Here is a 21099-nt window from a genome sequence, read left to right on the forward strand (position 1 = left end):
GTCCTGGTTAAGCGTTACACCCGGTGGAAACGCTGTTTACGTTCAAATTCACGGATGCGCTGGCGACAATGCTCAATGGTTTGCGGGGTCATCACACTCCGGCGCTCGTCTTTCAGTTCTCCACCCATATTACGAACCACACACTGGGCGGTTTCAAGCATGAACTCAAACGCTTGCAGCGCGTTGGTCGGGCCCGGCAAACTCATAAAGAAACTAAGGCCTGGCGTGCTCAGCGTGGGCATGTCTTCCGGCCGGAAGGTGCCCGGCTCAACCGCACTGGCAACGCTGAACTGAACGGGGGTCGTCGTGTCGCTGCCTTCATGGCGGTGATAGATATCCAAATCCCCGAATTCCAGACCACAGGCTTCGAAGAGTTTTTTCAAAACCGTCCCTTCGAAGGGTTTGTCTTGCGGCGACAGCACATTAATGACCAATACTTCTTTCGCTTCCGGTCGGTTGGCGCCGGCCAATGGCCGGTTGGCATCGCGCTGAGCGACTTGTCGATTGGCGGTATCTTCCTGAACGTCTGAAACCACACCTTCACGCTGCTGCGCGACATGATCTCCCTCTCGGGCAGAATCCTCCGCCGGCTGGATCGTAGGCTCGTCAGGAGCCGCAACAGGCGCTGATTCCGCCCTACGAGAATTCTGCTGCGGTTGGTCCGGGGTAAAGCCATCGTCTCGCTCGGCCCCCCATCCGGATTCGGGGGCAAAATCGCCATCGTCGTCCAGGCTGTTCAAAGTCTCAGAATGATCGGATTTCACATAACCATTCTCTTCGAGCGTTCCTCTGGAAACAATTCGCGCCCCGCCGTTGGGTAGTTCGGGATTAAAGTCCGGATCCAGAGGTGAATCATCCAGCTCGTCTACACCCATGCCCGACGATATAGCGATGGATTCTTTACGGGCTCGGTGCATTCTACGGATGCCATCAACGACGATTCCGATAATAACCAGGGTACCTATGGCAATTAACCATTCCCTAAGTGACATAATTCTGCTGTCCTGTTTGCAGTTTGCAACGTTGTTACTCTAAAAAAAGCCCGTAGCGAATACAACGCGCGCCGGGCCCAGATGGCCGTATTGTCATGGTTGGTGGCTTTTCCACCAGCGTTAGGCTTCGGCTAAAGCGGCCGCCTCGTCTACATCCACCGTGACCAATCGCGAGCAGCCGGGTTCATGCATGGTAACCCCCATCAGCTGATCTGCCATTTCCATGGCAATCTTGTTATGGGTAATGTAAATAAATTGTACCTGTTTGGACATTTCTTTCACCAGATTTGCGTAACGCCCTACGTTGGCATCGTCCAGCGGCGCATCCACTTCGTCCAACATACAAAAGGGTGCCGGATTCAGTTGGAAGATTGAAAATACCAATGCAATCGCGGTCAACGCTTTCTCGCCACCCGAGAGCAGGTGAATCGTACTGTTCTTCTTGCCGGGGGGACGGGCCATGATGGCCACGCCGGTTTCCAAAAGGTCGTCGCTGGTGAGCTCGAGGTACGCACTGCCACCACCAAACACCTTCGGGAACAGCGCCTGCAAACCACCATTAACCTGATCAAAGGTTTCCCGGAATCGTTGACGGGTTTCCCGGTCTATCTTGCGAATGGCGTTATCCAGCGTCTCCAACGCTTCCATCAGGTCGTCGTTCTGCTCGTCCAGATAGTTCTTACGCTCACTCTGAACCTGGTACTCCTCGATAGCAGCCAGGTTAATCGCGCCCAAACGCTGAATGCGATTCCCAATTTTGGTGAGTTCTTCTGCCCAAACCTTTTCTTCGGCGTCTTCGGGAAGTTGGCCGAGCACTTCCTGCAGCTTCACGCCCAGCTCTGCGAGCTGCTCAATGTGGTTTCCGGATCGGATTTCAAGGGCTTGAGATTCCATTTTCAATTTTTCGAGACTCGCCCGTACATCCTGAACAACGTGATCGGTGCGGCTACGCCCCTGCTCCCGGTCACGCACTTCTTTGTCGATATCTTCCAGAGCATCTCTGGCCGCACTGAGCTTTTCTTCTTCCGCCAGGCGCCGCTCCAGCAACCCTTCCAATTGCAGCTTGAGGTCTTCGATGGGTTCTTCCGATCCCTCGCGAGTTTCCCGGAGCACCTCGAGGCGCTCTTCAAGACGTTCTTTCTGTAGCTGCATCCGGTCAATGGTTTGCTTCAGGGCATCCCGCTGGCTGTGCAGGGTTTGCAACTGCAGCTGAAGCTGGTGTGCATGGTCGCGATCGTGGCGTGCATCCTGGCGCAACCGGTCAAGATTTTCGCGGAGCGTATCACGCTGTTCGAGCAGACGTTCTTTCTCTTCGTCACTGTCTTCGCTCGAAGCCAGCGCCATATCCCATTCTTCTTTCGCTTCCTGCAGCTGAATGTGCTGCTCTTCAAGATTGGCACTCACGTCTTCGATGTCATCGTGGATGCGTGCAATACGAGCATCAATTTGTTCGGCCCTCGCCTTCAGTCCACTTGCCTGTGAAGATAGGTTCGACAGTTCGCGCTGAACCTCGCTCAAACGGCCCTGGGCATCGTCGCGAGCCGTTTCTGCACGCTCGCCTTGCTCTTGGAGCTGTTCCAGCCGAGCGGTTGCCAATTCCAGTTTATCCTCGGCTTCGGTCAACTGGATCTGAAGTTCATCCACTTTCTTCTGCCGTTCGATAACCCCAACCTGGCTTGCATCGGAATCCGGCATTAATACCCAGTCCCGCGCAACCCATACCCCCTCAGGCGTAATGACGCTCCGGTTTGCATCCAGACTTGCGCGGCAATCTAATGCCTCTTGCGCGGAGTTTGCTACATCGATATGGCTGAGCAATGCTTTAATGGCGGCCAACCCGCTGACCTTAGACGCGAGCCCTGCTTTATCGGCACTGTCCGCCGCATTCTTAGCAACGACCGCAACCCCTTTAGGGGCGCCGGCTATAACGTCGCCAAGCTCCTCGAGCCCCGGCAAGGCCAATCCTTGAGTAAAACGGCCAATCACCTGCTCTACCGCAAACTCCCAGCCTTTTTCAATATCGAGCTGGGCGGCAACCCGTGGAGTCTCGGTAAAACCGTTCTCGGCGAGCCAGTTTTGCAGAGCGTCATCCTGCCCGCCCAACTGCTCATGTAACAGTGCTTGCTGAGATTCCAACGACGCACGAAGACTTTGAACCTGTTGGCGGTGATTCAGCACCTCGGCTTCTGCCTCTTTCAGCTGCTGGCGGGCCTGATACACATCGTCTTGCAGCGTTTCGATTTGCTCAGACGCTTCTTCCCGCCGAAGCTCCAAGGTTTCTTGCTGTTCAAGTAACTCTTCAAGTTCGGACCGGTCCAGCTGACCCTCAAGCAATGCTTGCTCGTCTTTCAACCGGTGATGTCGGGTCTGCAATTGCGCAATGGCTTCTTCCAGTGACCGTATTCGGGATTGAGCCAGCTCGGCCTGGCGGCGCGCATCGGAGGATCGTGTACTGAACTCATCCCAGCGATGCTGCCAGTCGGCCATCGCCTCTTCGGCTAGCTGCAGCTTCTCACTGGACTCTTCTGACCGCATCGCCAACTCTTCCTGTTCGGGCTCTATCATGCTGAGCTCATCAAGAATGGTCGCCAGCTTGGCTTCGTCCTGTTCGAGTTCTCGCTGTATCTCGCGCTGATTGGAAACCGCCTGATCAAGTTCTAGGGCTGCCTGTCGGCTGCGGTCACGATGGTGTTCAAGGCTTTGTTCAATGCGGGCAATATCGGCACCCGCCTCGTAATATTTGGCCTGCGCACGGTTAAAGTGTTCGGTGCGCTCATGATGCGCCTCTCGCAAGGATTCCAGAGAGGTTTCCAGATTAACCCGCTCCGTAAGCAGCTTTTCCAGTTCAAGTTCAGTATCGCGAATCTTCTCTCGCCAGGCTTGCAGGTCCTGATCGAGGGCCTTCCAACGAAGAACGGTCAACTCGGCTTTTTTCTGCCGCTCTTCCTGTTTGTAGGCTTTGTATTTTTCAGCCGCGGCGGCCTGACGCTCGAGATGCTGTAACTGCCGGCCGAGTTCTTCCCGCAAATCGGTCAACCGTTCGAGGTTTTCCTGGGTTCGCTTGATTCGGTTCTCGGTTTCTCGGCGGCGTTCCTTGTACTTGGAGATACCCGCGGCTTCTTCAATGTAAACCCGCAATTCCTCGGGCTTGGCTTCGATCAGGCGGGAAATCATCCCTTGCTCAATGATCGCGTAGCTTCGTGGCCCAAGGCCCGTACCCAGGAACAGATCGGTGATATCACGTCGCCGGCATTTCGACCCGTTGAGGAAGTACTCGGACTGCCCTTCGCGCGAAACCCGGCGTTTGACCGAAATCTCATTAAACTTAACAAACTCGCCAGGGGCTTTGCCGGAATCGTTGTCGAAGACTAATTCAATGGAGGCCTGGCCTACCGGTTTACGGGCGGTCGAACCATTAAAGATCACGTCTGACATGGATTCGCCCCGCAGGTATTTTGCGGAACTCTCGCCCATTACCCAGCGCACGGCGTCAATGATGTTCGACTTGCCACAGCCATTCGGACCGACCACCGCAGTGAGATTAGTCGGGAAAGGAACGGTTGTGGGATCGACAAACGATTTGAAGCCGGCCAGTTTAATGGACTTAAGCCTCATATCAGGCGCTCTCCTCCTTGAGAATATGCATTATCTGTTTACGCTGGTGCTCACCGTATTCCTGAATGACCTGCTGAAGCCTGGCTGCATCGTTGCCTGCCGCTGTGTCGGCCAGTTTGAGAAACAACTCGCCAGTTTCTGCCGCCTCGCTTGGCCGGTTTTCAAGCACCATGTAATAGGTTCGGCTGATGGCCGGACGAAAATTTTCGAGGGTTTCCTGCAAAAATGGGTTTTCAACCATCTGACAGGCATTCCGCACCAGGTCAAAGCCGGCATCAATAACCTGTTCCGGGTTACTGCCAGCCCCTTTCAATCCGGACAATAACGAAGCGTGCTTTCGCACCTGCTCCACCAATGCGCTGATTTCGTGGCCGGACCAACATTCCAGCACCTTGCGCCCCAGCATACACAACAGGTCGATATAGATATCATACAGAGCATGCACCGAGGCGAGGGTCATTTCTGAAACCACCGCCCCTCGGCGCGGGTATATCTCCACCAAATGACGACGCTCGAGTATCAGCAAAGCCTCACGTACTGAACCACGGCTGACATTCAGCTCACCAGCTACTTTCAGCTCTTGAATACGCTCGCCGGGCTTCAGACTGCGGACGACAATGCGCTGACCAATGTGCTGGGCTATCTGTTCAGACAGACTCTCTGGGGCCTCAAATCTCATGCTAAAACCGCTCACCTATGACATTTACGCTCAAGCGCGGGAGTTTATCACAGGCGGTCAAAGCACCCACCCCCTTGTAGGACATTTTGATTTCAGGCAAATATCAACCGGCAAACACTTGCCAAAACATTGACACAAATAAAACCCTAAGCCGTCAAAACGGCAAATATTGTTCGTATATATCTGGTTTGGTTACATAAATCAGGCTTGGCACTAATGGTGCATGAGCTCAACCATCTCTACTATTGGAACGAGCAAATTGCCGTGAAAAATCTGACCTCAATCCAGTCGTCCACATCTAAACCGGCCAAGCTGGCCGCACTCAGGCAGGCTTTTCAGACATGGAGCCAGGAGCCAGACCCTCTGGCCCGATTGACCAAGCGACTTTCCACGACCTTATCGCTGGAAAACCAACTGGAGATGATCGCGGAGGAAATCTCCGCCATCATTCCCTTCGACTCTATGCAATATCGCCACCGGATTGCGCGTCGGGAATTTGTTTTCTCTACCGGCGTTGGCGGCCCACACCGCTGCGAATACCGCCTGTCCCTGGAAGGGAGCCACTACGGCTTAATTACCTTCCACCGGCGCCAGAGGTTCAGCGACGATGAACTGGCAGGTTTTGAGATGATGCTGTCGGCCGTTGTCTGCCCCCTTCGCAACGCTTGCCAATTCATTGCCATCGAACAAGCTGCGCTGACCGATTCGCTAACCGGTATCGGCAATAAACGGGCTCTGCAAGAAGAACTTACACGGGCAAGCTCGCTTTCAGACCGCCTTGATGCTTCCTGCAGCTTAATCTTGTGCGATCTGGACCACTTCAAACGCATCAACGACACGCACGGCCACGTAGTGGGTGACCATATACTGTCGAAAGCGGCTGAAAAAATCGAACGGGCGATACGTAACTCGGATTCGGTGTACCGCTTTGGCGGGGAAGAATTTGCTGTGTTACTGCCTCACACCGACATTCAGGAAGCGAAAACTGTGGCGGAGCGCATTCGCGTGGCGCTGGAAAGCATTCGTGTTGACGGAGGTGAAACACCGATTACGGTAACGGGTAGCTGTGGCATTGCGACCCACCTGACAAATGAGCCGACCGAGCAATGGTTGGCAAGGGCCGATGAGGCGTTGTATCAAGCCAAAGCCTGCGGCCGCAACTGCAGCCGCATCTTCGCCTCTATTCCTTAGCAGGCGCGGGGTCAGGAACCTCGATTGTTCCGGGCCGGCCGAGAACCGCCAGCCGTTCTCTTTTTGGCGTCCCGCTTGGCTTTTGGCTGCCCTGCATCACTCACCTGCCAACTACCGCGCTTGGATTTTTGCACTGATCGACCGGGGCTCTTGCGCATTTTTCGATCATGCTCAGCCTGCTCGCCCGGCGTTTTCTGAGGCACCGGAACCGATTGCAATTCCACGGTACGGCTTAGCAAATCGACGGCTTTCTGATCCAACTCTTCCCACTTACCCAGAGACAAGCGACTCGGCAAGAAGATGGGGCCATAGCGAACACGCTTGAGCCTGCTCACTCGCACACCTTGAGATTCCCAAAGGCGACGCACTTCCCGATTCCGACCTTCCAGCAGGGTGACATGAAACCATTTGTTCATGCCGCTGCCGCCCGCTTCCGAAATGTCGGAGAATTGGGCCATGCCATCTTCCAGCAATACACCATCCAATAAACGCTGGATCATGGCTTCGTCTACTTCACCAAAAACCCGAACCGCGTATTCCCGGTCAATCTGACGAGACGGATGCATCAGGCGGTTTGCCAACTCGCCATCGGTCGTGAACAGCACCAGGCCGGTCGTATTTAAGTCAAGACGTCCGATTGAGATCCAACGCTGATCTTTCAGACGTGGCAAACGGTCAAACACCGTTGGCCGGCCTTCCGGATCTTTACGGGTAGTGACTTCTCCTTCCGGCTTGTTATAAATAAGAACCCGGCGAACAACCTGGCCGGCCGATGAAACGTCCAGCTTTTTGCCATCGAGCTCAAAGGTATCTTCGATCGTTGCCTTCTGGCCAGGCACGGATGGCTGACCGTTAACCAACAAACGACCGGCGTCCATCCAGCCTTCTATCTCCCGGCGTGAACCTACACCAGCGCGGGCCAAAAGCTTCTGAATGCGCTCAGGGCCTTCAGTGAGTGATTTATCACCTTGTGCGACCTTTTTGCCTGCACGTGGTTTTCCGGGGCTAGATGCCGCCATGTATTCTTTCCTTCCTGAGTATCTGATGCCTTCGAGGCGTCAGTGAATTGTCTGCTCTGAGGGCGATTCGACAGGTTCCTGAACTTCGGCTGCCTCGCTGTCTGATGAGGGGCCTGCCGCTTCAGTCTCGCCCTGCATATTCTTTTCAATCTCCCGACCGATCTCTTCCAAATCCCGCACTTCTGATAAAGCGGGCAACTCGTCGAGACCGGCCAGGTTGAAGTAATCCAAAAATTGTTTCGTCGTGGCATACATCGCCGGCCTGCCCGGCACATCACGATGCCCCACAACACGAACCCACTCTCGCTCAAGCAGGGTCCGAATGATATTGCTGCTTACCGTAACACCGCGGATTTCTTCGATCTCGCCGCGCGTGATGGGTTGCCGGTAAGCAATCAGCGCCAGCGTTTCCAGCAGTGCCCGGGAGTACCGCTGTGGCTTCTCTTCAAACAGCCGGCCCACCCATGGCGCAAACTCTTCCCTCACCTGAAGCCGATAACCGCTGGCAACCTGCTTTAACTCAAAGCCACGACCCTCGCATGCCCTTTCCAGCAATTCCATGGCCTGCCCCATAACCTGTCGCGTTGGCCGTTCGCTTTCCAGAAACAATTCTCGAAGTTGCTCAATCGACAGAGGCTTACCGGCAGCTAACAAGGCCGCCTCCGCAATCGCCTGGATTCTGACAAGTTCGTCTGCGTTCATGATCGATGACTATCCTTCAGCTAACGGCTCGAGCCCTGACATGAATTGGGCCGAGCACCTCGGCCTGCACCAGCTCGATCAGCTGCTCTTTCACCAACTCAAGGGTTGCCAGAAAACTGACCACCACACCGAGCCGTCCTTCTTCAACTGAAAACAGGCTTTCAAAAGTAACAAACCGATCCCCCTGCAACATCGACAGAATGTGAGACATTCGTTCTCGTGTGGACAGGCGCTCTTTCTCAACGTGGTGACTGGTAAACAAATCCGCCCGTTTCAGTACACCCTGAAGCGCAAGAATCAACTCTCGCATATCCACATCCGGATGCGGCTGGCTCGACGGCAATTTCGGCAACGCGGCTGATCCGGTAAACGTGTCACGGTCTACCCGCGGCATCTGCTCAATGTCTTCGGCGGCCTTTTTAAAGCGCTCATACTGTTGCAGGCGCCGAATCAGTTCGGCTCTGGGGTCCAGCTCGTCGTCGTCATCACTTTCCTGACGTGGCAACAGCATTCGGGATTTGATCTCGGCCAGCGTGGCCGCCATGACCAGGTATTCAGCCGCCAGTTCGAAGCGCATCGACTCGACTGCTCCAATGTACTCCATGTACTGACGGGTTATCTCACTGACATCGATGTCCAGAATGTTCATATTCTGGCGTCGGATAAGATACAGCAGCAAATCCAGAGGCCCCTCAAAAGCTTCCAGAAAAACAGCAAGGGCATCAGGCGGTATGTAGAGATCTTTGGGAACATCGACCAGAGGTTTGCCTGACACCAACGCGAGGGGCACCTGCTCCATCTCCTGCGCAGAAGCGTCAACTGGCTCCTTGATCTCTTCCGTCATACCACCGTCGCCTGTTTCCATCGATAACCAACGAGTTCGCGTCAGCGGTAACTGAGGCCCATGGCTTCCCGAACTTCTTCAAGGGTGTCTCTGGCGGCATCTCGCGCGCGCTCCCGACCTTCCTGCAGGATCGAGTACACCAAATCCGGATCGTTTTCGTATTCCTTGGCTCGTTCGTGCAGTGGTTTTTGCTCTTCCACAATGGCGTCGATCAAAGGCGCCTTACATTCCAGACACCCGATGCCGGCACTGCGGCACCCTTCCTGAACCCAGGCACAGGTTGCTTCGTCGGAATAGACTTTGTGCATTCCCCAGACCGGACACTTCTCGGGCTCACCCGGATCGGTTCGGCGCACACGCTGCGGGTCGGTCTGCATGGTGCGAATTTTCTGAGCAACGCTATCCGGCTCTTCACGCAGACCAATGTAGTTGTTGTACGATTTGGACATCTTTTGCCCGTCGAGCCCGGGCATTTTGGATTCCGGTGTCAACAAGGGTTGAGGTTCGGGCAGGATTACCTTGCCGCCGCCTTCGATGTAGCCGTACAAACGCTCGCGGTCGCCCAACGAAATGTTCTGCTGCTCTTTCAGCAGAGCCCGGGCAATTTCCAGTGCCTCGGTGCTGCCCTCTTCCTGATAACGTTTTTTCAACGATCGATACAGCTTGGCGTTCTTCTTACCCATTTTCACGATGGCTGCTTCGGCCAACTCTTCAAATCCGGGCTCGCGGCCATAGATGTGATTGAAGCGGCGGGCAATCTCACGGGTAATTTCCACGTGTGATACCTGGTCAGCCCCAACCGGCACTTTACCGGCGCGGTACATCAGAATATCCGCGGTTTGCAGCAATGGATAACCCAGAAAGCCATAGGTCGCGAGGTCTTTTTCACGCAGCTTTTCCTGCTGGTCTTTGTAGGTCGGAATTCTTTCGAGCCAGCCCAGCGGCGTAATCATGGAAAGCAGCAAGTGCAGCTCAGCGTGTTCCGGAACCTGAGACTGAATAAACATAGTGGACGAGCCCGGGTTTACACCTGCAGCCAACCAATCCACAACCATGTCCCAGACACTTTGCTCGATACCAGAGGGATCGTCGTATTGCGTGGTTAACGCGTGCCAATCGGCAACGAAGAAGAAGCACTCGTATTCGTGCTGGAGCTTAACCCAGTTTTTCAGCACACCGTGGTAGTGGCCGAGGTGAAGCTTGCCGGTCGGACGCATGCCGGACAAAATTCTTTGCTGGGAATCGACGGAACTCAAAGCACAAACTCCTTCTTTCTATTTATAAAGCGCCTGAATGAGCGTGAAGTCACGGGATGAGTCACCAGGCTGACCGGGCATTATAGTCTTAACACCCCCTTGCGTTAAACAAACAGGGTTAAAACAATCGCCTTAAAACGACAAACCCCCGGCATTCTTTCGAACCCGGGGGTTTGTCACAGGTCGTGAAAAGGCTTACCAGCCAGTCACTTCCTGCAGTGCCTTGCCGATTTCAGCCAGGCTGCGCACGGTTTTAACGCCGGCGTCGTTCAGAGCTGCGAACTTCTCGTCCGCGGTACCCTTACCACCTGAAATGATGGCACCTGCGTGGCCCATACGCTTGCCTGGAGGCGCGGTTACGCCGGCAATGTAGGAAACCACAGGCTTGGTGACGTTGTCCTTGATGAACGCGGCCGCTTCTTCTTCAGCGGTACCGCCGATTTCACCAATCATCACGATGGCTTCAGTCTGCGGATCTTCCTGAAGCAGCTTCAGGATATCGATGAAGTTGGAGCCCGGGATCGGGTCACCACCGATACCTACGCAAGTAGACTGGCCGTAGCCGAAGTCTGTGGTCTGCTTGACCGCTTCGTAAGTCAGGGTGCCGGAACGCGATACGATACCGACCTTACCTGGCTTGTGGATGTGGCCCGGCATGATACCGATCTTGCTTTCGCCCGGTGTGATTACGCCTGGGCAGTTTGGCCCGATCATGCGTACGCCTTTACGATCTACGTATTCTTTGGCGTACAGCATATCGATGGTCGGAATGCCTTCGGTGATGCACACGATCAATTCGAGGCCGGCGTCTGCCGCTTCGATGATGGCATCTTTACAGAATGGAGCCGGTACGTAGATAACGGTCGCCTGCGCGCCAGTCTGTTCTACGGCTTCACGTACGGTGTTGAATACCGGCAGACCCAAGTGCTCGGTACCACCTTTACCCGGGCTTACGCCACCAACCATTTTGGTGCCGTACTCGATAGCCTGCTCAGAGTGGAAAGTACCCTGTGCGCCGGTAAAGCCCTGGCAGATTACCTTGGTGTCTTTATTAATCAGGATGCTCATTATTTACCCCCTGCGGCTTTAACGACTTGCTCAGCAGCGTCTGCAAGGCTGCTAGCGGCGATGATGTTCAAGCCACTGTCAGCCAGAACTTTGGAACCCAGCTCAGCGTTGTTGCCCTCAAGGCGAACAACTACGGGAACTTTAACGCCCACTTCTTTCACTGCGCCGATGATGCCTTCGGCAATCATGTCGCAACGAACGATACCGCCGAAGATGTTAACCAGAACGGCTTGCACTGCATCGTCAGACAGGATGATCTTGAACGCTTCGGAGACGCGTTCTTTGGTCGCGCCGCCGCCAACGTCCAGGAAGTTGGCCGGCTTACCGCCAGACAGCTTGATGATGTCCATGGTACCCATGGCCAGACCAGCGCCGTTAACCATGCAACCGATGTTGCCTTCAAGCGCAACGTAGTTCAGTTCCCAGGCAGCCGCTTCCGCTTCACGGGCATCTTCCTGAGAAGGATCGCGCATCTCCTGCAGCTTCTTCTGACGGTACAGAGCGTTGCCGTCTGCGCCGATCTTGGCGTCCAGGCAGTGCAGGTCACCAGCAGGAGTGATAACCAGCGGGTTGATTTCCATCAATGCCAGGTCGTAGTCTTCGAACAGCTTTGCCAGACCCATGAAGATCTTGGTGAACTGACCGATCTGCTTGCCTTCCAGACCCAACTGGAACGCCAGATCGCGACCCTGATAAGGCTGAGGGCCTACCAGCGGATCAATTTCTGCACGCAGGATCTTTTCCGGAGTTTCTTCAGCAACGGTTTCAATCTCAACGCCACCTTCGGTAGACGCCATGAAAACGATACGGCGAGTGCCACGGTCTACAACGGCACCCAGGTACAGCTCCTGATCGATGTCAGTCAATGACTCGACAAGAATCTTGCTAACAGGCTGACCGTTTTCGTCGGTCTGGAAGGTTACCAGATTCTTGCCCAACCACTGCTCGGCAAAGGCACGGATGTCGTCTGTGTTCTTGACCAGCTTTACACCGCCAGCCTTACCACGGCCACCAGCGTGAACCTGTGCCTTGACAACCCAGCTGTTGCCGCCAATTTTTTCAGCCGCTGCTACTGCTTCTTCCGGGGTGTCACAGGCGATGCCTTGTGAGACAGGCAGGCCGTATTCAGCGAATAGCTGTTTGCCCTGATATTCATGCAAATTCATAGTTAATGTCCCGCTATTTGATGGAGGATAACCACGTACGGAGAAGAACCCGCTGCTCCCCTCATGGGAAGTCTTGAATGCGAATTCGGTTTGATGAGCAGGGGATCACCTCAGCTCATCATGTCCGCAACCAGAAATCGGTTGTTGTTATAGCGAAGGGGCGCTCTTTCGGGCGCCCCTTGCTTCTGGTCTGCGTTACTTCTTTTTGCGTCGGTTGGCGACATGAATCGCCCCGCCCGCAACGGCCAGAGCCGCCTCATGCACAGACTCGGACAGAGTCGGGTGCGCGAAGCACGTCAAGGCCAGATCTTCAGCGGTAGAACCGAACTCCATGGCGATCACGCCTTGGGCAACGATTTCTGACGCCTGAGGTCCCACAACGTGGAAGCCAAGAATCCGGTCCGTCTTCGCATCTGCGATGATCTTGACCAAACCGCCGGTGGCGTTGGCTGCCATTGCTCGACCGTTTGCGGCGAACGGGAAAGTACCAACGTTGTACTCTTCCCCTTCCGCTTTCAGCTGCTCTTCGGTTTTGCCGACCCAGGCAACTTCCGGAGCTGTGTAAATCACGTTCGGAATGCAGTCATAGTTAACCTGAGGCTTGTGACCTGCGATACGCTCGGCAACCATGACACCTTCTTCAGAGGCCTTGTGTGCCAGCATCGGGCCACGAACGATATCACCTACTGCCCACACACCAGGCGCTTCGGTTTTGCACTGGTCGTCAACGAAGATGAAACCGCGCTCGTCGAGGCTTACGCCGGAGTCTTCGGCCAGCAGTCCGTCGGTATAAGGACGACGCCCAACCGCAACGATCAGCTTGTCGAACTTCGCTTCCTGCTTGCCTTTAGAATCTTCGTAGCTGACGTTGACCAGCTTGCGCTTCACTTCGGCACCGGTCATACGGGCACCGGTGATGATGTTCAGGCCTTGCTTCTTGAACTGCTTAAGCGCGTCTTTGGCAATCTGCTGATCAACCACTGGCAAGAAGTTGTCTTGCGCTTCAAGAATGGTGACCTCAGAGCCCAAGCGCGCCCATACACTGCCCAGCTCCAGACCGATCACGCCGGCACCGATAACGCCCAAACGCTTGGGCACTTCGGTGAATTCCAACGCACCTTCGGAATCGACAATGTACTCGCCGTCGAACGGAGCCGGTGGGATCTCAACCGGCTTTGAACCACTTGCCAGGATGACGTTTTCAGCTTCGTAAGTCTTGGTTTTGCCGTCTTTATCGGTCACTTCTACCTTGCGACCGTTCAGCAATTTACCGTGACCGTGAATTGAGGTTACACCGTTAGCTTTGAACAGACCGGCGATGCCACCGGTCAGCTGCTTAACGATACCCGCCTTACGCTCCATCATTTTAGCCACGTCGATATCGACGCTCTTGGCCAAAATACCCATAGATTCGTAATCGTGGCTGGCTTCTTCGTACTTGTGAGTCACTTCCAGAAGAGCTTTCGACGGAATGCAACCCACGTTCAAGCAGGTTCCACCCAGTACCTGACTCTTACCGTCTTCGGCAGTCCAGGATTCTACGCAGGCAGTTTTCAGGCCCAGCTGGGCAGCCTTGATAGCCGCCACATAACCGCCGGGGCCGGCACCAATGACAATGACATCGTACTTATCGGACATAATTATTCCTGTTCCCAGATTCGTTGAGTGTCAGCTTACACGTCCAGCAGGATGCGCGCCGGGTCTTCTAGCATTTCCTTGATGGCTACCAGGAACTGAACGGCATCTTTGCCGTCGATCATACGGTGATCGTATGACAGCGCTAGGTACATCATCGGCAAGATCTCAACCTTACCGTTCACCGCCATCGGACGCTCCTGGATCTTGTGCATACCCAGAATAGCCGTTTGAGGCGGGTTCAGAATTGGCGTAGAAATCAACGAACCAAAAATACCACCGTTGGTGATGGTGAAGGTACCGCCTGTCATGTCTTCAATGCCCAGCTTGCCACCTTTGGCCTTGGTACCGTATTCAACAATCTTTTTCTCGATGTCCGCCAGACCCATGGCATCAACATCGCGAAGCACAGGTACAACCAGTCCACGCTCGGTGGATACCGCAACACCGATATCCTGGTAACCGTGGTAAACCATGTCATTGCCATCGATCGAGGCGTTAACAGCCGGGAAACGCTTCAAGGCTTCCGTGGCGGCTTTGGCGAAGAACGACATGAAACCGAGTTTAATGTCGTGACGCTTAACAAAGCTTTCCTGATACTGCTTACGCAGCTCCATGATCGGCGCCATGTTCACTTCGTTGAACGTGGTCAGCATCGCAGCAGTCTGCTGGGCTTCAACCAAACGCTTGGCGATGCTGGCACGCAGGCGAGTCATCGGAACACGCTTCTCAGGACGCTCACCCGGTGCAACGTTTACTTCCGGTGCAGCAGCTGGCTTGGCCGCAGAAGAACCTGAAGACTTCTTGCTATCAATATGATTCTGAACGTCTTCTTTGGTAACACGACCGTCTTTCCCGGTACCTTTGACGGCGGCCGGATCAACGTCATTTTCTTCCGCCAGTTTGCGTGCTGCCGGGCTCAAAATCGCATCGCCGGATGCAGGAGCATCTTCGCTCTTCTCAGACTTCTCTTCGTCTTTGCTGCTATCCGCCTTGCTGTCTGCCGGCTTGGATTCACCCGCAGCGCCTTCTTTAAATTTACCGATCACTTCGCCGCTTTCGCAGGTGTCGCCTTCGGCTTTTACGATTTCTTCAATCACACCGTCAGCCGGAGCAACCACTTCGAGCACAACTTTGTCGGTTTCAATATCAACAATCAGCTCGTCACGTGAACAGGCTTCACCTGGCTGCTTGTGCCAAGTCGCGACGGTGCCTTCGGCGACCGACTCAGGGAAAACTGGGGCTTTAATCTCTGTTGTCATTACAATTCCTTAGCTCGGTAGCTCGTCAGATTTCGAACGCGTCGTTAACCAACTTCTTCTGCTCTTCGATATGGACAGACATATGTCCACACGCTGGAGCAGCCGAAGGCTCACGACCGGCATACTGAAGGTAGAGTTTTGGGTTCAGGCGCTGCAGCGCATTCCGCATGTGGTGCTGACTGGGGTACCAGGCACCCTGGTTCATGGGCTCTTCCTGACACCACACCACCGTTTTCAGCTTAGGATACTGGCCCAGAATTTCATCCAGATCATCCGCCGGGAACGGGTACAGCTGCTCAATGCGAACCAACGCAACGTCATCACGCTCATCTGCTTTCTTTTTATCCAGCAGATCGTAATACACCTTGCCACTGCACATAATCAGACGAGTGACCTTCTTCGGATCCGGAAGCTCCTTTTCGGGCAACACGGTCTGGAAGGTACCTGAGGTCAGATCGTCCAGGCTTGAGATGGCTTCTTTGTGACGCAGCAAGCTCTTAGGCGTGATAGCAATCAAAGGCTTGCGCAAGGGGCGTTTAACCTGGCGGCGCAGCATGTGGAATACCTGCGACGGCGTTGTCGGCACACACACCTGAATGTTGTGCTGGGCACAAAGCTGCAGGAAGCGTTCCAGACGGGCCGAACTGTGCTCTGGCCCCTGCCCTTCGTAACCATGCGGCAACAGCAGCGTCAGACCGCACAAACGGCCCCACTTGTGCTCGCCGCTGGTCAGGAACTGGTCGATAACCACCTGAGCACCGTTGGCGAAGTCACCAAACTGCGCTTCCCAAATGATCAATGCGTCCGGCTGAGTGGTTGCGTAGCCGTACTCGAATGCCATAACGGCTTCCTCGGACAGCAACGAGTCATAGATATCAAAACTCGGCTGGTCGTCCGACAGCGCCTGAAGCGAGATGTAGGAGGATCCGTCTTTCTGGTTGTGCAACACTGCATGGCGGTGCGAGAAAGTACCACGACCCACGTCCTGGCCGGTCAGGCGAATCTGGTGGCCTTCATTGAGCAGAGTCGCGTACGACATCATCTCACCGTAACCCCAGTTCAGAGGCAGAGCGCCGGCTGTCATTTTCTCGCGATCGTTGACGATCTTGGAGACCTGACGCTGGACGCTGAACCCTTCCGGAACCTGCGTTAACTTGGCACCCAACTTCTTGATCGTTTTAGCCGCTACGCTGGTTTTACACTTGGCGGTCCACTCATGTCCGAGGTAAGGAGTCCAATCAACGTACAAATCTTTGTTGGGCTCTTTCACCAGTGACTTGACCACGTGCTCGCCGTTGTCGAGCGCATCCCGGTACTCTGTCTCCATCTGCTTGATCTCATCCTCATTGAGGATGCCATCCTGCATCAGACGGTCAGCGTAGATGTTACGGGTGGTTTTCAGCTTGCGAATCTTTTCGTACATCAACGGCTGGGTAGCCGCCGGCTCATCCGCTTCGTTGTGACCACGACGGCGGTAGCAAACCAGATCGATAACGACATCACGCTTGAACTCATTGCGGTAATCAACCGCCAGATGCGTCGCGAACATCACCGCTTCAGGGTCATCTGCGTTCACGTGAAGAATGGGGGCTTGTACCATCTTCGCCACGTCGGTGCAGTACTCGGTGGAGCGCGCATCTTCCTGACGGCTTGTGGTGAAGCCAACCTGGTTGTTGATCACGATGTGGATGGTGCCACCGACTCCAAAGCCTCGGGTCTGGGACATCTGGAAGGTTTCCATAACCACACCCTGCCCGGCGAATGCCGCATCACCGTGCATAACGATTGGCAACACCTTGCTGCCATCTTTATCGTTACGACGGTCCTGACGCGCTCTGACCGAACCAACAACAACCGGAGACACGATTTCCAGGTGCGACGGGTTAAACGCCATGGCCAGGTGCACTTCGCCGCCCGGCGTCATCACGTTTGAGGAGAAGCCTTGGTGATACTTAACATCACCAGAGCCGGAATCCGCGAGTTTCTTACCCTCGAATTCGTCAAACAATTCTTTCGGGTTCTTACCGAGCGTGTTAACCAACACGTTCAAGCGACCACGGTGCGCCATGCCCAACACGATTTCTTTGGCACCGTATGAACCGGCACGCTGAATCAATTCGTCGAGGCAAGGAATCAGGCTTTCGCCACCCTCAAGACCGAAACGTTTAACGCCGGGGTAACGGGACCCCAGATACTTTTCAAGTCCTTCCGCAGCGGTCAGGCGCTCCAGGAGATGCTTGCGTGTTTCAGGCTCGTACTGAGGACGGGAACGTACCGGCTCCATGCGCTGCTGGAACCACCGCTTGATACGGGTATCCACCACGTGCATGTATTCCGCGCCGATACTCTGGCAATAGGTCTGGCGAAGCCCGTCAACAATGTCTCTGAGCTTCATTGTTTCGGAACCAAAGCTCAGAGAGCCGGTCTGAAACTCGAGATCCAGATCCGATTCATTCAGCTCATGAAAAGCCGGATCGAGGTCTTCTACAGGTTCACGCTGCCAGACACCCAGAGGGTCAAGCTTGGATTCCTGATGTCCGCGGAAACGGTACGCGTTAATCAGCTGAAGAACACGAATCTGCTTTTTGTCAGCATCGGATGTGGCGCTGGCCGGAACGCCGCCACTGGCCAAAAAGCGCTGGTTTCGCGAGATGTGTTCAAACTGTTCACGGATCGTCGAGTGGATAACGTCACGACCTTGTTGGCCATCGACACTCGGGAGCTTATCGAAGTAGCTCCGCCACTCTTCAGGAATAGCATTGGGGTCTGTCAGGTAGGTTTCAAAAAGCTGTTCAACATAGGCTAGATTTCCACCCTGCAAGTGGGAAGTCTGCCATAACTGCTCCATGATGCTTTCGTGCATTTTGAATAGCTCACCTTGGCTGGTGCGGGGGAGCGGGTATGGTCGGCCAGTGGTATTTTCCAGTCAATACGGGTTATTACGGCATGACAACCGGATACCACAACCATTACGGATGTTTCCGTCCCCTGTGATTTGTTGTACTCAGCGACACTGCAAGGAAACCATAGGAAGGGAACCAGGCAGCGGGGTCAGTTTGCATCCTGGTAAGACTTTTGACTATAAGCCTTTGGTTGAAGGCCCCGCAATTGCGAGGCCTCCAGAGGCGCTAACTGACACCGGTGTACCAGTATAGCTATTTCTTCGGGATTTGCCGGTCAGGTGGCCCTGTGCAGCAACAAATTCCGGATATGACCGATGGCCTTGGTCGGGTTCAGGCCTTTCGGACACACGCTGACGCAGTTCATGATGCCCCTGCAGCGGAATACGCTGAACGGGTCATCCAGCTCAGCCAAACGCTCGGCTTGAGCCGTGTCACGACTGTCTGCAAGGAAACGGTACGCCTGAAGCAGACCTGCCGGCCCAATGAACTTGTCCGGGTTCCACCAGAACGAAGGGCACGAGGTTGAACAGCAAGCACAGAGAATACACTCGTACAGACCATCCAGCTTTTCACGCTCTTCTGGCGACTGCAGACGCTCAATGGCGGGCGCAGGCTTGTCATTAACCAGGTACGGCATAACCTTTTCGTACTGCTTGTAGAAAAGACCCATGTCCACAACCAGGTCACGAATGACCGGAAGCCCCGGTAACGGGCGCAGAACCAGCTTGTTGTTCTTGACCACATCGGAAACCGGAGTGATACAAGCCAAACCGTTCTTGCCGTTCATGTTCATACCATCAGAACCGCAAACCCCTTCACGGCAGGAACGACGGTAGCTCATTGAAGGATCCTTCTCCTTCACGAGGTTCAGCACGTCCAGAACCATCAGATCTTTGCCTTCAGGAATCTCGACTTCGACATCCTGCATGTAAGGGGCGTTATCAGCTTCTGGATTGTAGCGATACAGACTTACCAACATATTCAGAATCTCCCCTTAGTAGGTCCGGACTTTCGGCTCGAACGTCGGAACGGTCTTCGGCGCAAAGTTCACGTCACGCTTGCCCACACGCTTCTCGAGCGGGAAGTACATGGAGTGCTTCAGCCAGTTCTCGTCATCACGCTCGGTGAAGTCGTTACGGGCGTGAGCACCACGACTTTCTTTACGCTCGTTAGCCGAAATAGCGGTCGCCAGAGCAACCTCATACAGGTTATCGAGCTCAAGCGCTTCAATACGCGCGGTATTAAAGGCCTGACTGGTATCCGCCAGCTTGGTCTTACGCACACGCTCGCCAATCGCTTCGAGCTTCTTGAGACCCTCTTCCATGCTCTTGCCGTCTCGGAATACACCGAAGTACAGCTGCATGCAGTTCTGAAGATCCTTACGAACCGTTGCCACATCCTCGCCTTCGGAGGCACTGTTCAGACGGTCCAGACGCGCCATGGCACGCTTGATGTCTTCATCGCTGGCACTGTCTACTTCAAAGCCGCCACGAATCTGCTCTTCAATGTGCAAGCCAGCCGCACGACCGAACACAACCAAGTCGAGCAGCGAGTTACCACCCAGACGGTTCGCACCATGAACGGATACACAAGCAGCCTCACCACAAGCAAACAGACCCGGGATAGGCTGATCGTTGCCGTTCTCATCCTGAGACAGAGCCTGGCCGCCAACGTTGGTCGGGATACCACCCATCATGTAGTGGCAGGTCGGAACAACCGGAACCGGCTCTTTTACCGGATCAACGTGAGCAAACGTACGTGACAGCTCACAAATGCCCGGCAGACGCAGATTCAGAGTTTCTTCGCCCAGGTGATCCAGCTTCAGCAGTACGTGATCCTTTTCAGGGCCACAGCCACGCCCTTCCAGAATTTCCAGAACCATAGAGCGCGCAACAACGTCACGACCCGCCAGGTCTTTCGCGTTCGGAGCATAACGCTCCATGAAACGCTCACCTTCGGAGTTGATCAGATAACCACCCTCACCTCGGCAACCCTCGGTTACCAACGTACCGGCACCGTAGATACCAGTCGGGTGGAACTGCCACATTTCCATATCCTGAACCGGGAAGCCAGCACGCAGCGCCATACCAATACCGTCTCCAGTATTGATCAGCGCGTTGGTCGTAGACGCATAAATACGACCCGCACCACCAGTAGCCAGAACGGTTGCCTTGGATTTGATGTAGGCAACTTCACCGGTTTCAATTTCGATGGCCACAACACCAACAACTTCGTTCTTAGAGTTCTTAACCAGATCAACGGCGTACCATTCATTCAGGAAGCTGGTACCACCTTTGAGGTTTGCCTGATACAGCGTGTGCAGAAGCGCGTGACCAGTACGGTCAGCTGCAGCACAAGTACGAGCAGCCTGAGTCGGGTTATCAGGACCCTTGGACTGACCACCAAATGGACGCTGATAGATACGACCTTGCTCTGTACGAGAGAACGGCAGACCCATATGCTCAAGCTCAAAGACAGCCTGGGGGCCTACAGAACACATGTACTCGATCGCGTCCTGGTCACCGATGTAGTCGGAACCTTTAACGGTGTCGTACATGTGCCAGCGCCAATCATCGTTGGGATCAGCACTTGCGATCGCACAGGTAATACCGCCCTGGGCAGATACCGTGTGCGAACGGGTCGGAAATACTTTTGTGATACACGCGGTGTTAACACCAGACTCAGTCAGCTGGAGGGCGGCACGCATACCAGCTCCACCACCACCGATAACAATCGCGTCGTAAGACATGGTTTTGATGTTAGACAT

Annotated in this window: 15 protein-coding genes; 1 reads left to right on the forward strand and 14 read right to left on the reverse strand. The window is 54.6% G+C overall.

Annotation, left to right across the window (positions count from 1 at the left end; translation table 11 throughout):
* Positions 1–14: 14 nt before the first annotated feature.
* From zipA to JAO79_RS10830, 3 genes are all read right to left on the reverse strand, one after another.
* A complete protein-coding gene (gene zipA / locus JAO79_RS10820) occupies positions 15–992 on the reverse strand; it encodes a cell division protein ZipA (RefSeq protein WP_199007274.1) in 978 nt (325 codons plus the stop codon).
* 120 nt (positions 993–1112) lie between these two features.
* A complete protein-coding gene (gene smc, locus JAO79_RS10825; RefSeq protein ID WP_199007275.1) occupies positions 1113–4607 on the reverse strand; it encodes a chromosome segregation protein SMC in 3495 nt (1164 codons plus the stop codon).
* Between the two features lies 1 nt (position 4608).
* Complete coding sequence (locus tag JAO79_RS10830) at positions 4609–5286, reverse strand: GntR family transcriptional regulator (RefSeq protein ID WP_199007276.1); 678 nt, start codon at positions 5284–5286, stop codon at positions 4609–4611.
* 264 nt (positions 5287–5550) lie between these two features.
* Between JAO79_RS10830 and JAO79_RS10835 the strand changes: the two genes are divergently transcribed.
* A complete protein-coding gene (locus JAO79_RS10835) occupies positions 5551–6477 on the forward strand; it encodes a GGDEF domain-containing protein (protein WP_199007492.1) in 927 nt (308 codons plus the stop codon).
* An 11-nt stretch (positions 6478–6488) separates the two neighbouring features.
* Here the strand turns inward: JAO79_RS10835 and rluB are convergent, their stop codons facing one another.
* The 11 genes from rluB to sdhA all read right to left on the reverse strand — a co-directional run bounded on the left by rluB (position 6489) and on the right by sdhA (position 21099).
* Entirely contained in the window at positions 6489–7496 is a 1008-nt protein-coding gene (gene rluB / locus JAO79_RS10840; RefSeq protein WP_199007277.1) for a 23S rRNA pseudouridine(2605) synthase RluB, read from the reverse strand.
* Positions 7497–7535: 39 nt separating this feature from the next.
* On the reverse strand, positions 7536–8198 hold the full coding sequence (scpB, locus tag JAO79_RS10845; protein ID WP_199007278.1) for an SMC-Scp complex subunit ScpB: 663 nt from the start codon (positions 8196–8198) through the stop codon (positions 7536–7538).
* A gap of 16 nt (positions 8199–8214) precedes the next feature.
* Positions 8215–9042, reverse strand: coding sequence for a segregation and condensation protein A (locus JAO79_RS10850; RefSeq protein ID WP_199007279.1), 828 nt, complete (start codon positions 9040–9042; stop codon positions 8215–8217).
* Between the two features lie 41 nt (positions 9043–9083).
* The gene (locus tag JAO79_RS10855) at positions 9084–10298 is read right to left on the reverse strand and encodes a tryptophan--tRNA ligase (protein WP_199007280.1); all 1215 of its coding nucleotides are present in this window, start codon (positions 10296–10298) and stop codon (positions 9084–9086) included.
* Between the two features lie 195 nt (positions 10299–10493).
* Positions 10494–11366 carry a succinate--CoA ligase subunit alpha gene (gene sucD, locus JAO79_RS10860; RefSeq protein ID WP_199007281.1) on the reverse strand — a complete coding sequence of 291 codons (873 nt, stop codon included), beginning with the start codon at positions 11364–11366 and terminating at the stop codon, positions 10494–10496.
* A complete protein-coding gene (sucC, locus tag JAO79_RS10865; protein WP_199007282.1) occupies positions 11366–12532 on the reverse strand; it encodes an ADP-forming succinate--CoA ligase subunit beta in 1167 nt (388 codons plus the stop codon). The genes sucD and sucC overlap by 1 nt, the downstream gene beginning before the upstream one ends.
* A gap of 195 nt (positions 12533–12727) precedes the next feature.
* The gene (gene lpdA, locus JAO79_RS10870) at positions 12728–14170 is read right to left on the reverse strand and encodes a dihydrolipoyl dehydrogenase (RefSeq protein ID WP_199007283.1); all 1443 of its coding nucleotides are present in this window, start codon (positions 14168–14170) and stop codon (positions 12728–12730) included.
* A gap of 35 nt (positions 14171–14205) precedes the next feature.
* Positions 14206–15429 (reverse strand): 2-oxoglutarate dehydrogenase complex dihydrolipoyllysine-residue succinyltransferase, encoded by a 1224-nt coding sequence (gene odhB / locus JAO79_RS10875; protein WP_199007284.1) that lies wholly within the window; start codon positions 15427–15429, stop codon positions 14206–14208.
* Positions 15430–15454: 25 nt separating this feature from the next.
* Positions 15455–18292 carry a 2-oxoglutarate dehydrogenase E1 component gene (locus JAO79_RS10880; RefSeq protein WP_199007285.1) on the reverse strand — a complete coding sequence of 946 codons (2838 nt, stop codon included), beginning with the start codon at positions 18290–18292 and terminating at the stop codon, positions 15455–15457.
* Between the two features lie 314 nt (positions 18293–18606).
* A complete protein-coding gene (locus JAO79_RS10885; RefSeq protein ID WP_199007286.1) occupies positions 18607–19311 on the reverse strand; it encodes a succinate dehydrogenase iron-sulfur subunit in 705 nt (234 codons plus the stop codon).
* A 15-nt stretch (positions 19312–19326) separates the two neighbouring features.
* On the reverse strand, positions 19327–21099 hold the full coding sequence (gene sdhA, locus JAO79_RS10890; protein WP_199007287.1) for a succinate dehydrogenase flavoprotein subunit: 1773 nt from the start codon (positions 21097–21099) through the stop codon (positions 19327–19329).

This window comes from Marinobacter litoralis, assembly GCF_016427555.1.
GTDB classification, from domain to species: domain Bacteria; phylum Pseudomonadota; class Gammaproteobacteria; order Pseudomonadales; family Oleiphilaceae; genus Marinobacter; species Marinobacter litoralis_A.

What these genes read in the sequence shown, in the direction of transcription:
- zipA (WP_199007274.1), bottom strand. Translation starts at nt 992, where the DNA reads ATGTCACTTAGGGAATGGTTAATTGCCATAGGTACCCTGGTTATTATC.
- smc (WP_199007275.1), bottom strand. Translation starts at nt 4,607, where the DNA reads ATGAGGCTTAAGTCCATTAAACTGGCCGGCTTCAAATCGTTTGTCGAT.
- JAO79_RS10830 (WP_199007276.1), bottom strand. Translation starts at nt 5,286, where the DNA reads ATGAGATTTGAGGCCCCAGAGAGTCTGTCTGAACAGATAGCCCAGCAC.
- rluB (WP_199007277.1), bottom strand. Translation starts at nt 7,496, where the DNA reads ATGGCGGCATCTAGCCCCGGAAAACCACGTGCAGGCAAAAAGGTCGCA.
- scpB (WP_199007278.1), bottom strand. Translation starts at nt 8,198, where the DNA reads ATGAACGCAGACGAACTTGTCAGAATCCAGGCGATTGCGGAGGCGGCC.
- JAO79_RS10850 (WP_199007279.1), bottom strand. Translation starts at nt 9,042, where the DNA reads ATGACGGAAGAGATCAAGGAGCCAGTTGACGCTTCTGCGCAGGAGATG.
- sucD (WP_199007281.1), bottom strand. Translation starts at nt 11,366, where the DNA reads ATGAGCATCCTGATTAATAAAGACACCAAGGTAATCTGCCAGGGCTTT.
- sucC (WP_199007282.1), bottom strand. Translation starts at nt 12,532, where the DNA reads ATGAATTTGCATGAATATCAGGGCAAACAGCTATTCGCTGAATACGGC.
- lpdA (WP_199007283.1), bottom strand. Translation starts at nt 14,170, where the DNA reads ATGTCCGATAAGTACGATGTCATTGTCATTGGTGCCGGCCCCGGCGGT.
- odhB (WP_199007284.1), bottom strand. Translation starts at nt 15,429, where the DNA reads ATGACAACAGAGATTAAAGCCCCAGTTTTCCCTGAGTCGGTCGCCGAA.
- JAO79_RS10880 (WP_199007285.1), bottom strand. Translation starts at nt 18,292, where the DNA reads ATGCACGAAAGCATCATGGAGCAGTTATGGCAGACTTCCCACTTGCAG.
- JAO79_RS10885 (WP_199007286.1), bottom strand. Translation starts at nt 19,311, where the DNA reads ATGTTGGTAAGTCTGTATCGCTACAATCCAGAAGCTGATAACGCCCCT.
- sdhA (WP_199007287.1), bottom strand. Translation starts at nt 21,099, where the DNA reads ATGTCTAACATCAAAACCATGTCTTACGACGCGATTGTTATCGGTGGT.